The 13,788-nt window shown below is 69.5% G+C and carries 12 protein-coding genes; 3 read left to right on the top strand and 9 right to left on the bottom strand.

Going from position 1 to position 13,788, the window contains the following annotated elements:
* Positions 1-285 precede the first annotated feature (285 nt).
* Positions 286-1,536, bottom strand: coding sequence for an MFS transporter (locus WT60_RS11920; RefSeq protein WP_060355979.1), 1,251 nt, complete (start codon positions 1,534-1,536; stop codon positions 286-288).
* A gap of 343 nt (positions 1,537-1,879) precedes the next feature.
* Between WT60_RS11920 and WT60_RS11915 the strand changes: the two genes are divergently transcribed.
* Positions 1,880-3,556 carry a methyl-accepting chemotaxis protein gene (locus tag WT60_RS11915; RefSeq protein WP_060355980.1) on the top strand — a complete coding sequence of 559 codons (1,677 nt, stop codon included), beginning with the start codon at positions 1,880-1,882 and terminating at the stop codon, positions 3,554-3,556.
* A 110-nt stretch (positions 3,557-3,666) separates the two neighbouring features.
* Here WT60_RS11915 and WT60_RS11910 read toward each other — a convergent pair whose 3' ends face one another.
* From WT60_RS11910 to WT60_RS11895, 4 genes are read right to left on the bottom strand one after another with little or no spacing between them, the layout of a single operon-like run.
* Positions 3,667-4,548, bottom strand: a complete 882-nt coding sequence (locus WT60_RS11910) for an HlyD family secretion protein (RefSeq protein WP_060355981.1) — start codon at positions 4,546-4,548, stop codon at positions 3,667-3,669.
* Between the two features lie 13 nt (positions 4,549-4,561).
* A complete protein-coding gene (locus WT60_RS11905) occupies positions 4,562-4,765 on the bottom strand; it encodes a DUF1656 domain-containing protein (protein WP_004191885.1) in 204 nt (67 codons plus the stop codon).
* Positions 4,762-6,963, bottom strand: coding sequence for an FUSC family protein (locus tag WT60_RS11900; protein WP_038751279.1), 2,202 nt, complete (start codon positions 6,961-6,963; stop codon positions 4,762-4,764). The genes WT60_RS11905 and WT60_RS11900 overlap by 4 nt, the downstream gene beginning before the upstream one ends.
* Positions 6,964-6,982: 19 nt before the next feature.
* Positions 6,983-8,725, bottom strand: a complete 1,743-nt coding sequence (locus WT60_RS11895) for an efflux transporter outer membrane subunit (protein WP_060355982.1) — start codon at positions 8,723-8,725, stop codon at positions 6,983-6,985.
* Between the two features lie 218 nt (positions 8,726-8,943).
* Between WT60_RS11895 and WT60_RS11885 the strand changes: the two genes are divergently transcribed.
* Entirely contained in the window at positions 8,944-9,885 is a 942-nt protein-coding gene (locus tag WT60_RS11885) for a LysR family transcriptional regulator (RefSeq protein ID WP_038751275.1), read from the top strand.
* A 126-nt stretch (positions 9,886-10,011) separates the two neighbouring features.
* Positions 10,012-10,185 carry a hypothetical protein gene (locus WT60_RS34430; RefSeq protein WP_038751273.1) on the top strand — a complete coding sequence of 58 codons (174 nt, stop codon included), beginning with the start codon at positions 10,012-10,014 and terminating at the stop codon, positions 10,183-10,185.
* Between the two features lie 55 nt (positions 10,186-10,240).
* On the opposite strand, the gene WT60_RS11875 is transcribed toward WT60_RS34430, so the two are convergent.
* From WT60_RS11875 to wrbA, 4 genes are read right to left on the bottom strand one after another with little or no spacing between them, the layout of a single operon-like run.
* Positions 10,241-11,182: a metallophosphoesterase gene (locus WT60_RS11875; RefSeq protein ID WP_060355983.1), complete on the bottom strand. Its 942-nt coding sequence runs from the start codon at positions 11,180-11,182 to the stop codon at positions 10,241-10,243.
* Between the two features lie 31 nt (positions 11,183-11,213).
* Positions 11,214-12,635 carry an FAD-binding oxidoreductase gene (locus WT60_RS11870; RefSeq protein ID WP_038751269.1) on the bottom strand — a complete coding sequence of 474 codons (1,422 nt, stop codon included), beginning with the start codon at positions 12,633-12,635 and terminating at the stop codon, positions 11,214-11,216.
* Between the two features lie 33 nt (positions 12,636-12,668).
* Positions 12,669-13,109: a DUF2069 domain-containing protein gene (locus WT60_RS11865; RefSeq protein WP_038751267.1), complete on the bottom strand. Its 441-nt coding sequence runs from the start codon at positions 13,107-13,109 to the stop codon at positions 12,669-12,671.
* On the bottom strand, positions 13,106-13,714 hold the full coding sequence (gene wrbA / locus WT60_RS11860) for an NAD(P)H:quinone oxidoreductase (protein WP_038751265.1): 609 nt from the start codon (positions 13,712-13,714) through the stop codon (positions 13,106-13,108). Before wrbA ends, WT60_RS11865 begins: the two co-directional genes overlap by 4 nt.
* Positions 13,715-13,788: the final 74 nt, after the last annotated feature.

Raw genomic sequence — 13,788 nt, 5'->3', positions numbered from 1 at the left:
TCGGTTGAATTGGCGCGTGAATCGCACATCATCCGCCGAGCCGAGCCGAGCCGAGCCGAGCCGAGCCGAGCCGAGCCGAGCCGAGCCGAGCCGAGCCCAGAGGTGTGCGCGAATCGACGTGGATTCGACGCCGATTCGCCGCCGACCGACTCAGACGACTCAGACGACTCAGACGACTCAGACGACCGCGCGCCGCCAACTTGGCGGCCGTCGCTCCGCGCGCACCTTCGCAACCGCCCGCCGATCGCCTCCGTCGCGGGCGATTTCCCTAGTCGGGCCGATCCGTCAGGCCGCCTGCTTCCCGAGCTTCCCCTTGCTTTCGAGATTCGGCAGGAACACCGTCAGCACGCCGATGAGCGGCAGGAACGAGCAAACCTTGTAGACGAACGCGATGCTCGTCGCGTCGGCGAGCTGGCCGAGCACCGCCGCGCCGACGCCGCCGAGGCCGAACGACAGGCCGAAGAAGAGGCCCGCGACCGTGCCGACCTTGCCCGGAATCAGCTCCTGCCCGTAGACGATGATCGCCGCGAACGCCGACGCGAGCACGACGCCGATCACGATGGTGAGCACCGTCGTCCAGAAGAGATTCGCGTACGGCAGCAGCAGCGTGAACGGCGCGACGCCGAGGATCGACGTCCAGATCACGTACTTGCGCCCGATCCGGTCGCCGATCGGCCCGCCGACGATCGTGCCCGCCGCGACGGCCGCGAGGAACACGAACAGATGGATCTGCGCGGCCTGCACCGACAGATGGAACTTGTCGATCAGATAGAACGTGAAATAGCTGTTGATGCTCGCGAGATAGAAGTACTTCGAGAACACGAGCAGCACGAGCACGCCGAGCGCGAGCATGACCTGCCGGCGCGACAGCGTCGGATGCGCGATGCGCGCGGCCTTCTTCTTCGCGGCCGGATGGCGCTGATACCAGCGGCCGATCTGCACGAGCACCAGAATCGCGACGAGCGCCGCGACGGAGAACCATGCGATGCTGCGCTGGCCGTGCGGGATCACGATCAGCGCGGCGAGGAGCGGCCCGAGCGACGAGCCGGCGTTGCCGCCGACCTGGAACAGCGACTGCGCGAGCCCGTGCTGGCCGCCCGACGCCATGCGCGCGACACGCGACGATTCGGGGTGAAACACCGACGAGCCGCAGCCGACAAGCGCCGCCGCGACGAGCAGGAGCGGGAACGTCGGCGCGAACGACATCAGCAGCAGGCCCGTGAGCGTGAAGCCCATGCCGACGGGCAGCGAGTACGGCTGCGGACGCCTGTCGGTATAGAGGCCGATCACCGGCTGCAGGAGCGACGCGGTGATCTGGTAAGTGAGCGTGATGAGGCCGATCTGCGCGAACGACAGCGCGAATTCCGACTTCAGCATCGGATAGATCGCGAGGATCAGCGACTGGATCATGTCGTTGAGCAGATGCGAGAAGCTGATCGCGCCGAGCACCGGATAGATGGTGCGCGAGGCGGTGGTCGGTGCGGGCGGCGCGGCGGGGCGGGCAACGGACGGGCGGTTGTCGAGGCTGGTTTCCATAGGAATGCGAGTGTCTCGGAAGGGGCGCTGCGTGCTTGAAAGGGCACGACACTGTTTTTCTTTGATGCGTCAACGAAGTCTAAAGTGGCGAGTCGGCAATGTCCGGCCAACTTTTGTCGCGAATCGGACAATTCTGACGCCTACTGTTGCGTGATTTTGCGCGTCTGCGCGTGTTTAGCGTTTGCGCCGCCGCCCGCCGTGCGTCGTGCGTGAAACGGCGGGTTTCACCCCACTCAAGAAAAAAAAGCGCCTGCCGTAGATTCCGGCGAGACGTACCGCGCGAGCGCCGACGGTCATGCCGAAACCGCCTTTTCGGCTGCAGCATCAGAACGGGGACCCATCAATGAAAGGAGTATCGCTGCACGGCAAGCAATTCCTGCCCGACGGCCCGGCCGGGAGCCCGAGGCGCGCGCCCGGGCCCGGCAGGCCGCGTCGCGCGCGCCGCGCGTGGTCGGTGAAGGCGACGCTGCGCGCGGCGTTCGCCGTGCTGCTCGCGGGCACGCTCGCCGTCGGCCTGTTCTCGCTCGCGCAGATCAGCCGGCTCAACAGCTCGATCAAGTCGGTGTACGAGCAGGGGCACGTCGCGAGTCGCGCGGCCGAGGAAGTGCGCGCGTCGGTGCTGCGCGCGAGCCGTGCGCAGAAGATGCTGATCACCGCGACGACCGCGAAGGAGCGCGACGAGCTCGGCGCGGACATCGACAAGGGGCTCGCCGCGATCGGCAACGATCTCGCGACGCTGCAGCGGCACGCGGACGGCGCGGCCGACGCCGCCGCGCGGCTCAAGGCGTTCGGCACGGCCGTCGCCGCGTGGAGCGGGCATCTGCGCGACTTCGTGAAGCTCGTGCGCGAGCAGCCGCTCGACCTGTCGCAGATGAGCTGGCAGGTCGGCTCGCAGGACGTATCGCTGCTCGTCGAGACGGGCAAGCTCGAGAAGCTCGTCGACGCGCTCGTCGACGCGCGCGGCGACGCGTCGAAGGCGACCCTCGACGCGTCGGGCGCGATCTATCGCGAGTCGTTCGCGATGCTCGCCGCGATGACGGCCGCGCTCGTCGTGCTCGCGTTCGCGATCGCCGCGTGGGTCGTGCGCAGGCTCGGCGCGCAGCTGGGCGGCGAGCCCGCGTATGCGAAGGAGATCGCGGTCAGCATCTCGCGCGGCGATTTGTCGAACGCGATCCGGCTCGACACGCGCGATCGCGACAGCATGCTGCACGCGCTGCGCGACATGCAGGAGGGCTTGGCCGGCACCGTGCGCGAGATTTCGGCGAGCGCCGAGGCGATCGCGTCGGCGGCGGGCGAGATCGCGATGGGCAATCTCGATCTGTCTCAGCGCACCGAGCAGCAGGCGGTCGCGCTCGAACGCACCGCGACGAGCGTGGGGCAACTGACGTCGACCGTCCACCAGAACGCGGAGAACGCGCGGCAGGCGAGCGCGCTTGCGGCGAACGCTTCGTCGGTCGCCGAGGAGGGCGGCACGGTCGTCGGCCGAGTGGTCGTGACGATGAACGAAATCGACGAGAGCGCGAAGAGCATCCGCGACATCATCGGCGTGATCGAGAGCATCGCGTTCCAGACCAACATTCTCGCGCTGAACGCGGCCGTCGAGGCGGCGCGCGCGGGCGAGGAAGGGCGCGGATTCTCGGTCGTCGCGAGCGAAGTGCGCTCGCTTGCGCAGCGCTCGGCGACGGCCGCGAAAGAGATCAAGGCGCTGATCGGCGCGTCGGTCGAGCGGGTCGCGAACGGCGCGGTGCTCGCGCAGGACGCCGGGCGCACGATGGACGAAGTCGTGCGCGCGGTGAAGCGCGTGACCGACATCATGGGCGAGATCTCGGCCGCTTCGAACGAGCAGAGTTCCGGCATCGACGCGATCGAGCGCGCGGTCACGCAGATGGATGCGGGCACGCAGCAGAACGCGGCGCTCGTCGAGGAGGCGGCCGCGGCCGCGCGCTCGCTCGACGAGCAGGCGCAGATGCTCAAGGCGATGGTCGGGCGCTTTCATTTGCCCGCGCACGCGGTGGGTTGAGCGGCGCGCGTTTCGGCGGGCGCGCCGTTTCGCGCGCGCTTGCGCGTGGCTTGCTCCGGCTTACGGTTGACGGCTGGCTACTTGCCGGCTCACGACTCACGACTCACGACTTACGACTTACGCTTGCCGCCGTCGTCCGGCTCGACGATCACCGTGCACGTCGTGCCCGCCGACAGCACGAGATCCTTCGGCACCTCGTCGATATGGATGCGCACCGGCACGCGCTGCGCGAGCCGCACCCAGTTGAACGTCGGGTTCACGTCGGCGACGAGATCACGGCTTTGCGGATTGTCGCGGTCGTAGATGCCGCGCGAGATGCTCTCGACGTGGCCCTTCAGCACGCCGCCGCTCATCAGCCGCATCTGCGCCTTCGCGCCGATCTTCACGCGCGGCAGCTTCGTTTCCTCGAAGTAGCCGTACACCCAGAACGAATGGCTGTCGACGATCGCGAGCTTCGCCTGGCCGGCGCTCGCGTAGTCGCCCCTGAACACGCTCAGGTTCGTGACGTAGCCGTCGACGGGCGCGACGACGCGCGTGCGCTCGAGATCGAGCTTCGCGGCGTCGAGCGCGGCGAGCGCCTGCTGGTATTGCGCCTCGGCGCTCGACGCGGTCTGCGCCGAGTTCTCGCGGCTTTCCTTCGACACGACGAGCGCGTCGAGGTCCGCGCGGCGCGCGGCGTCGGCGCGGCGCATCTGCAGCTCGGCGCGGCGGGCGGCGACGGCCGCCTGCGCCTGCTCCACCGCGATCTGATAGTGCGACGGATCGATCTGCATGATCAGGTCGCCCTTCTTCACGAGCTGGTTGTCGCGCACCGGCAGCTCGACGACCGCGCCCGACACGTCCGGCGCGACGTTGACGATCTCCGCGCGCACGCGGCCGTCGCGGGTCCAGGGCTCGTCCATGTAATGGACCCACAGGGTGCGCCCGATCAGGATCGCGACGATCAGGATGGCGGCTGTCGCGACGAAGCCGAAGAGTTTTCGCAAGAGCATGGTTCGACTCATATCAACGGTAGACGGCGAGGCTGAGCCCGCCGCAAATGCAGACGAGCAGGCTCGCCCGGAACAGCGACGGGTGCCAGACGACGCGATAGAGGCCCGTGTACGCGAGCAGGCGGTCGATCAGCCAGGTCGCGAACGCGCCGATGACGAACATCAGCACGACGGTCGGCACGTAGGCGTCGAGGATCGCGAGGTCGCGCGGCATCATGGTGAAACTCCTTGTCGGTCGGGCGGCACGCGCGCGCCGTTGAGCGCGGCGAGCGGCGATTCGGGATCGAGCAGCGCGGTGCGCACGAAATGCAGGTGCGACAGGATTCGCTGCATCTGGTGGCGTTCCTCGCGCGGCGGCGCGAACGTGACGAGCGCCTGCTGGGTCGCCGCGATCGCGTCGACGGCGGCGGCGAGCGCCGCGTCGAAGCGCGCGGGCGCCGGCTTGCCGAACAGCGCGGCGAGCGCGTCGCGCGCCGCCTCGATCGCGCGCCGCCACGGCATCGTCGCCGCGTAACGCGGATCGCGCGGCAGCGTCGCGATCTCGTGGCGCAGGTCGATCACCGCGTTGCCGGTCTCGAGCACCGCGAACATCCAGCGCAACGCGTCGCGCTGCGCGTCGGGCTGATCGGCCGACAATCCGTGCGCCTGGAACATCAGGTCGCGCGCGCCGCTCTCGAAGCGCGTGCGCAACCCCGGCAGACGCGCGTGGCATGCGGCGACCGCCTGATGGCGCAGATCGGCGAACAGGCGCTTCTTGAGCCACGGCGCGCTCGGCGGGAACAGCACCGCGAACGCGATCGCCGACACGATCATCGACAGCAGCAGCGCGAGCGCGTCGTTCATGAAGCCGGCGGGATCGTAGTGCGTGACGTTCTCGGGGCCGGCGAGCGTGCAGAAGAAAATCAGGTAGCCCGCGCCGCAGCCCGCGTACTTCGGCTTGAGCGACATGAACACGCCGGGCGCGAGAAACGGCGCGAGCGCCGCGCACAGCAGCACGAAGCCGTCGATGTGCGGATAGACGCCGAACATCAGCACGAAACCCGTGACGACCGCGAACGCGGTGCCGAGCGCCATCTGCGCGGCCATCTTGGTCGGCTGCGGCGACGACGACGCGAGCGCGCACACGGCCGCCGCGTTCAGCACGAGCATCACGCCGCTCGGCCACGCGCTGTAGATCCAGAACACGCTCAGCAGCAGCATCACGCTCGCCGTGCGGATGCCCGCGATCAGCGCGGCCGTCGCGTTGGTGCGCGGCTCGTAGCGCTCGATCCAGCGCTCGCGCTCGTGCGTGCTCGCGGCGAGCGACGCGTAGGTGGCCGCGTACGCGTGCAGATCGGTGATGAAGCGGTACAGCAGCTCGGACGCGGTGTCGAAGTCGAGGAGCGGGAAGCCGGGCTGCGTCTCGTGCTCGGCGCGCGTCGCGCGGATGCGGCGCGGCAGCGCGTCGCGATACGCGAGCAACTGCTCGGCGGCGTACGCGGCGTCGGCTGAGGTGCGCACGTACTCGCCGTCCTTCGACAGGAGCGGCGCGATCTCGCGGAAGTACGGCTCGAGCGCGTCGACTGCCTGCGCGCTCGTCGCGTGCAGCCGGTTCATCAGCTGATGCAGCGCGTGGAAGCGGCTCGACGCGGTCATGAACTCGCTGTTCAGGCGCGACAGCCGGCCGCTGCGCATCCGCGTGTCCGGATTCTCGAACACGGCCATGCTGCGCGCGGCCTCGAAGCCGACCACGTCCGCGACGAAGCGCGTGTGGACGCTCTCGATCTTCGAGCGGTCGAGCGTGCCGGCGAGCGCGGACGCGACGTAGTCGACGAACGCGCCGAAGCGCCGGCGCACCGTCGTGCGCATCTGCTCGCCCGTGTACTGCGGGAAGATCAGCGCGCTCACGATGCCCGCGGACAGGATGCCGACCGATATCTCGGACACCCGCGTCATCGCGGTCATGAACGCGCCGCCGGGGTTCTGCGACGCGGGCAGGCCGATCAGCGCGGCCGTGTAGCCGGCGAGCAGGAAGCCGTAGCTGCGGAAATTGCGGTTGCGCGCGGCGCCCGCCGTGCACACGGCAACCCACAGCGCGACCGCGAGCAGGAACAGCACCGGCTGCTGCGGGAACAGGCCGACGAGCGCGAGCGTCGCGCTCAGGCCGACGAAGGTGCCGATGAGCCGGTAGAAGCTCTTCGCGAACACCGCGCCGCTTTGCGGTTGCATCACGATGAAGACGGTCGTCATCGCGGTCTTCGGCGCGGGCAGGTCGAGCACCATCGATACGCCGAGCGCGAGAAACGCGGCGGCGAGCGCCTTCGCGAGATAGAGCCACGCGGCGCCGTCGGTGCGCGCCCAGTCGCTCATCGACGCGACGAGCGCGGCGCCGGCCGATCGCGGCGGCGGGGCGGAAGCGGGAGGGGCGGCTGACATGATCGGCTCCTTGCGTGGGTTAGCGCGCGGCGGGGGCGGCGGTCGCCGACGCGCTCGTCGCGGCGGACGTCGGCGCCGACGCGCCGGCGACGGCGGCGGTGAGGCCGCTCGCCGTTGCGGCGGCGGCTGTGGCCGATGCGCGAGAGGCGGCGGCAGCGCGGCCGCCGGCCGACGAAGCCGAAGCCGAAGACGAAGACGAAGACGAAGACGAAGACGAAGCCGAAGCCGAAGCCGAAGCCGAAGCGCCGGAGCCCGCCGGGGCGTCGGCCGCGGCCGGCGCGCCGGACTTGGTCGAAGCGGATGCGTCGGCCGAAGCGGCGGGCGGGTTCGGCGCGCTCGCCCGCCGCGCATCGCCCGCCGGCGCGTCATGCGGCGCGTCGCCCGCGGTTTCGAGCCCGCCGCCGAGCGCGATCATCAGCGACGCGTGCGCGGCGAGCCGCGCGGCTTCGACGCGCGCCTGGTTCTCCTGCGCGGTCAGCAACTGGCTCTGCGCGAGCAGCACGTTCACGTAGTCGGTGAGCCCGCGGCTGAAGCCGGTATGCGACAGATCGTACGAGCGGCGCGTGAGCGCAACCGCGCGCGCGGCGTCCTTCTGTTGCGAGTCGAGCGAATGCAGCCGCACGACGTTGTCCGCGATGTCCTTCAGCGCGCCGACGATCGTCTGGTTGTAGCGCTCGACGGCCTCGTCGTAGCCGGCCGATGCGACGCCCAGTTGCGCGCGCAGCCGGCCGCCTTCGAAGATCGGCAGCGTGAGCGCGGGGCCCGCCGACCAGCCGCCGTTCATCGCGCGCAGGAACGTCGCGAACGGCGCGCTGACCGCGAAGCCGCCGAGCGACGCGATCAGGTCGACGTTCGGATAGAACGCGGCCTTCGCGACGTCGATGCCGCGCGCCTGCGCGTCGACCGTCCAGCGTGCGGCGACGACGTCCGGCCGCCGGCCGATCAGCTCGGCGGGCAGCGCGGACGGCAGGCTCGCGTCGGCGTCGAGCGCGAGCTTCGGCCGCGCGAGCGGCGCGCCCGCGCCCGGCCCCTTGCCCGCGAGCGCGGCGAGCTGATGGCGGCCGAGCTGGATCGCTTCCTCGTACGAATCGATCTGCCGCGCATAATCGGGCAGCGGCGCCTCGGCCTGGCTCACTTCGAGCTGCGTGCCGATGCCCGCGCGAAGGCGCTTGCGCGCGAGTTCGGCGAGCTCGTTCTGGCGGTCGTAGGTCGCGTGCGCGATGTCGAGGAGCGCGTAATCCTTCGCGAAATCGACGTACGCGCGCACGACGTTCGCTTCGAGCTCGAGCTGCGCCGCGCGCGCGTCGGCCGCGCTGGCGCGCGCCGTATCGAGCGCGCGCCGGGCGTTGTTCTTGTCCTTGCCCCACAGGTCGAGGTGGTACGACAGGCTCAGCGCGCCCGTGTTGTTCCAGGTGTCGGCGTTGGCGAGCGGGCCGGGGCCGTAGTAGACGTTGTCCGGCCAGTGCTGGCGCATCAGCGAGAGGCTGCCGTTCAACTGCGGGAGCTCCTCGGCGTGCGCGATGCGAGCGAGCGACTGCGCTTCGCGCACGCGCGCCTGCGCGGCCGCGAGCGACGGATTGCCGGCGAGCGACGCGGCGATCCACGCGTCGAGCTGCGGATCGCGATACGCGCGCCACCAGTCTGACGCGGGCCAGCCGGCGTCGCGGTCGGCTGCCGCGATCGCCGCGCCCGCATCGAGCGAGGCCGGGTCGATCTGCTTTGCTTGCGGTGCAACATCGCCCATGCTTGCACATCCGGCCATTATTAATGAGATTGCAAGAACCGCGAGTGCAAGCGTCCCTCTTGTTGCCGGAGACTGCACGATTTTCTCCCTTTCGGATAAAGATGAGTCGGATGCGATTATATTTTTTTGCGGATTGCCAAATAAACCGACAATGGTGCAACGCATTCTTACGGACATTGAGATAATATTGTTGAATATTTATGCAACAATCCTCCCGGATTCAATAGGGAATTAGCATGGATACGCTCCAAAACATGCGTGTGTTCGTCCGCGTGGTCGATGCGGGCAGCTTTACGGCGGCGGCGCAGCAGCTCAATTCGACGACCGCGTACGCGTCGCGAGCGGTGTCCGATCTCGAGGCGCACCTGCGCACGCGTCTGCTGAACCGCACGACGCGCCGCATCGCGCTCACCGAGGCAGGCGAGCGCTATCTGCAGCGCTGCGAGCAGATCCTCGCGTACGTCGAGCAGGCGGAGGCGGAGGCGAGCGACGCGCACGCGCGCCCGTCCGGCAAGCTGAAGGTGCACTGCATGACGAGCCTCGGCCAGCATTACACGGTGCCCGCGGTGTCGCGCTACCGGCAGCGCTACCCGGAAGTCCAGGTCGACCTGACGCTCGCGCAGCGGCTGCCAGACCTGCTCGACGAAGGGTTCGACGTGTCGCTCGTCGTCGGGCGCGAGCTGCCCGATTCGGGGCTCGTGTCGCAGCGGCTCGGCGAGACGTTCAGCGTCGTCTGCGCGTCGCGCGGCTACATCGAGCAGCACGGCGCGCCGCAGCGCCCGCACGATCTCGCGAATCACATTTGCCTCGGGATGGTCGCGCCGGGCCTGTACTGGGACGAATGGAAGCTGGTGGGCCCGCACGGCGAGGAGAGCGTGACGCTCGCGCCGCCGCCGTTTCGCGTGAACGTCGCCGAGGCGCTCGCGGCCGGCATCCGCGAGGGCATGGGCATCGGCGTGCTGCCGCTCTATTCGGCGATCGCCGGCCTGCGCAACGGCGACTTCGTGCGCGTGATGCCCGAATACCGGTCGCACGCGATGAACATCTACGCGCTCTATGCGTCGCGCCAGTATCTCGACGCGAAGATCCGCACGTGGGTCGATTTTCTGCGCGACGAGCTGCCGTCGATCCTCGAGGCCGACGAAGCGGCGCTCGAGCGCTTCACCGTGCAGACCTGAGGCCGCGCGGCGGAATTGACGCATTTTGACGCTGTCGCAACACTTTCTTACGTTCACGCCGCGCCGGGTTTGCTACTGTCTTCTCATGTATTCGCTTAACGCAATCGACGGATCGGGGAGAAATCGATGAATACGCCTCTGCTGATGGGTTTCGGCGCGCTCGCGCTCTTCGGCGCGATCGGGATCGCGGCGTCGCGCGAGTTGCTGCGCGCGATCGACGCGCAAAAGCGCTGCGCGCCGGTTCCGGTGCGCGTGCGTTCGCATCGCCCGCATCGGGACGGCCGCCGCACCGTCCTCTGAATGCCGCGGGCGCGGCGGTTCCTTCGCGCTTCTGCTTCTTCGTCTCGCGCTCGCGTCACGCGAGCGTGACGATCTTGCCCCATTCGAACGACGGATTTTCGCGCTCGCCGGTGCGCCGGCGAATGTAGCCGTGCGGATTGCAGACGACGCGCGTGCCTTCGGCCGTCGTGTAGTCGAACGACGTGTGCGTGTGCCCGTGAATCCATAGCGAGACGGGCGGCCGCACGAGCGCGCTCAAATCGCTGATGAAGCCGGCCGACGCGAGATCGTCGGCGTAGCGCGCGGCGAGGCTCGCGCGGTGCGGCGCGTGGTGCGTGACGACGATCGTTCGGCCCGCCCACGGCTTCGCGAGCTCGCGCTCGAGCCACGCACGGGCGGTGCGATGCAGCGCGAGGGCGTCGCGCGGCGCGAAATCGCGCGGGCTCGGCGCCGCCGCCGAGTCGGGCGCCTGCCCCGCGGGCGCGCGCGAGGCGGCGGCGTGTCCCGCCTGCGCCGTTGCATCGGCGATATCGGCGGCTCCGTCGGCGGCTGCATCGGCCGCTTCGCCCGCGCCCGCGCCGGCGTCGCCCGGCCAATCCACCTGAATCAAGCCCTTGAAATCGAGCATCACGCGCGCGCACTCGGCGATCGACTGCGCGAGCGCAGCCTCGTCGCCGCCGAACAGCTCGAAATCGGTCCAGAGCGTCGTGCCGAGCACGCGAAAGCGTCCGGCCGGATCGACATACGCGGCGTTGTTCAGGTAGTGGACGTGGTCGAGCGTCGCGGCGGCGTCGCGCATCGCCGCTTCGAGCGCGCCGAACTCGCCGTCGTAATACTCGTGATTGCCGGGCACGTAGACGACGGGCACGTCGGGATCGAACGTCTGCGCCGCCCAGCGCAAGCCTTCCGCATGATTGTGAATGTCGCCCGCGAGCACGACGAGATCCGCGCGCGCGTACGGGATCGCGTCAGGCTCGTTGCATTCGAGATGCAGATCGGACAGCACGCGAATCTTCACGGACGGCTCCTTCGTGTCGCGGGTTGCGGCGTCAGTGCAGCACCTTGCCGGGGTTCATCAGGCCGAGCGGATCGAGCGCCGCCTTCAGCGCGCGCATGAGGCCGATCTCGACGGCGGACTTGTAGCGCTGCGCGTCGTCGATCTTCAATTGCCCGATGCCGTGCTCGGCGCTGATCGTGCCGCGGTGCTTGTGGACGTTGTCGTAGACGATCCGGTTGATGGGCGCCTGGTGCGCCGCGAGGAACGCCTTCGGATCGCCGCCTTCGGGCATCTGCACGTTGTAGTGCAGGTTGCCGTCGCCGAGGTGGCCGAACGTCACCATCCGCGCGCCGGGCGCGGCGGCTTGGATCGCCGCGTCGGTCTCGTCGATGAAGCGCGCGATCGAGGAGATCGGCACCGCGATGTCGTGCTTGATGTTGAGCCCTTCGTCCGCCTGCGCGAGCGGGATGTGTTCGCGCAGATCCCAGAGCGCGCGCGACTGCGCGAGATTCTCGGCGACGACCGCGTCGACGACGAGCCCCGCCTCGAACGCCTGTTCCATCATCGTCTCGAAGAGCGCGCGCGCGTGGGCCTCGCTTTCGTTGTCGGACAATTCGAGCAGCACGGTCTGCGGATGCGCCGCGTCGAACGGGTAGCGCAACTGCGGATAGTGCTTGCCGACGAGCTTCATGCAAAAATCCGACATCAGCTCGAAGCCCGTCAGCAGCGGGCCGGCCGCGCGCTGCGCGAGCGACAGGAAATCGAGCGCCGCGTGCGGCGATTCGAGCGCGGCGAGCGCCGTCACCTTCGCGGCGGGGCGCGGGTGCAGCTTCATCACCGCGGCCGTGATGATGCCGAGCGTGCCCTCGGCGCCGATGAAGAGATCGCGCAGATCGTAGCCGGTGTTGTCCTTGCGCAGCCCGCGCAGGCCGTCCCAGATCTCGCCTTGCGGCGTGACGACCTCGAGGCCGAGGCACAGCTCGCGTGCGTTGCCGTAACGCAGCACCGCGGTGCCGCCCGCGTTCGTCGCGAGATTGCCGCCGATCGTGCAGCTGCCTTCGGCGGCGAGGCTGAGCGCGAAAAGCCGGTCCGCTTCCTGCGCGCGCGCCTGCACGTCGGCGAGGATCACGCCCGCTTCGACGGTGATCGTGTTGTTGTGCGCATCGAGCGCGCGCACGCGGTTCAGGCGCGCGAGGCTCAGCACCGCCTGCGCGCCGCTCGCGTCGGGCGTCGCGCCGCCCGCGAGGCCCGTGTTGCCGCCTTGCGGCACGAGCGCGACGCGATATTCGAGCGCGAGCTTCACGAGCGCCGCGACCTCTTCGGTGTTCGCGGGCCTGAGCACCGCGCAGGCGGCGCCCTGATAGCGGCGGCGCCAGTCGGTCACAAACGGGGCCGTGTCGTGGGGATCGGTCAGCACGTGGGCGGCGCCGATCGCTTGGCGGCACGCGTCGACGAAAGCGGGGGAGGAGGTCATGGCGTTCGTTCGGAGGTCAGGCAATCGAAAAAATCAGGAGCGGGGGCGGCCGGACGCGGGCGGACGGTCTTGCGCGCGCTTCGCCGTTTGCTTTGCCGCTTGCTTCGCCGCTTGCTTCGCGGCGCGCTTGAACGGCGCGACGTAGGCGAGCGCGGCGCCGAAGACGCCGAGCGCGAGCGCGGCCTCGAGCCAGCCGAGTCGCGCGGACAGCCCGCCGTCCGTCATGCCGCGCACGATGCCTTCTGCAAGATAAATCAAAATCAGCATCGACGCCCACTGCAGCGTGTAGACGCTGCGCCGCCACACGCCGGGCAGTGCCAGCGCGAGCGGCACGGCCTTCAGGATCAGCGCGGAGCCGCCCGGCCGCAGCGGCGCGAGCCAGGCTTCCCACGCAACGCAAAGCGCGATTAGCGCGACGAGGCCAAGCGCGGCCGCGCGTGCGGCGAGCGGCTTCGGGCAGGCGGGCGCGCTCATTCGGACGCGGCCGCGAGGCGCGACGCGGTGCGCGCGAGCCGCGCGCCGAGCGCGTGCGCGAGCGCCTTCTCGTCGGCGGAAATGCGCTCGTGCGCCGCGTCGGCGACGCGCGCGAAGTGCGACGCGCCGTAAGGCGTGCCGCCCGTCTGCGTGACGGACAACGCGGTTTCGGTGTAAGGAATTCCGACGATCAGCATGCCGTGGTGCAGCAGCGGCAGCATCATCGACAGCAGCGTCGATTCCTGGCCGCCGTGCAGGCTGCCCGTCGACGTGAACACGCACGCCGGCTTGCCCGCGAGCGCGCCCGACAGCCATTGCGGCGTCGTGCCGTCGAGAAAATACTTGAGCGGCGCGGCCATGTTGCCGAAGCGGGTGGGCGAGCCGAGCGCGACGCCCGCGCATTCGTCGAGGTCGCGCGGCTCCGCGTACGGCGGGCCGTCGTCGGGGATGTCGGGCTGCGTCGCCTCGCAGACGGTCGACACGGCCGGCACCGTGCGGATGCGCGCCTGCATGCCGGGCACGCTGTCGATGCCCGCCGCGATCGCGAGCGCGAGTTCGCGCGTCGCGCCGTGGCGGCTGTAATAGAGCACGAGGATGTCTTTCATAGGCCTCTTGAGTGAGCGGCTATTATAGGGGCTGAAGCCGCCGCGAAGCGTCGCGGCTCGACCTGTCGCGCGGC

The sequence above is a fragment of the Burkholderia sp. MSMB617WGS genome, assembly GCF_001532025.2.
Taxonomy (GTDB): domain Bacteria; phylum Pseudomonadota; class Gammaproteobacteria; order Burkholderiales; family Burkholderiaceae; genus Burkholderia; species Burkholderia savannae.
Note: the sequence above shows the minus strand (reverse complement) of the source record. Positions and strands in the feature narration are given on the sequence as shown.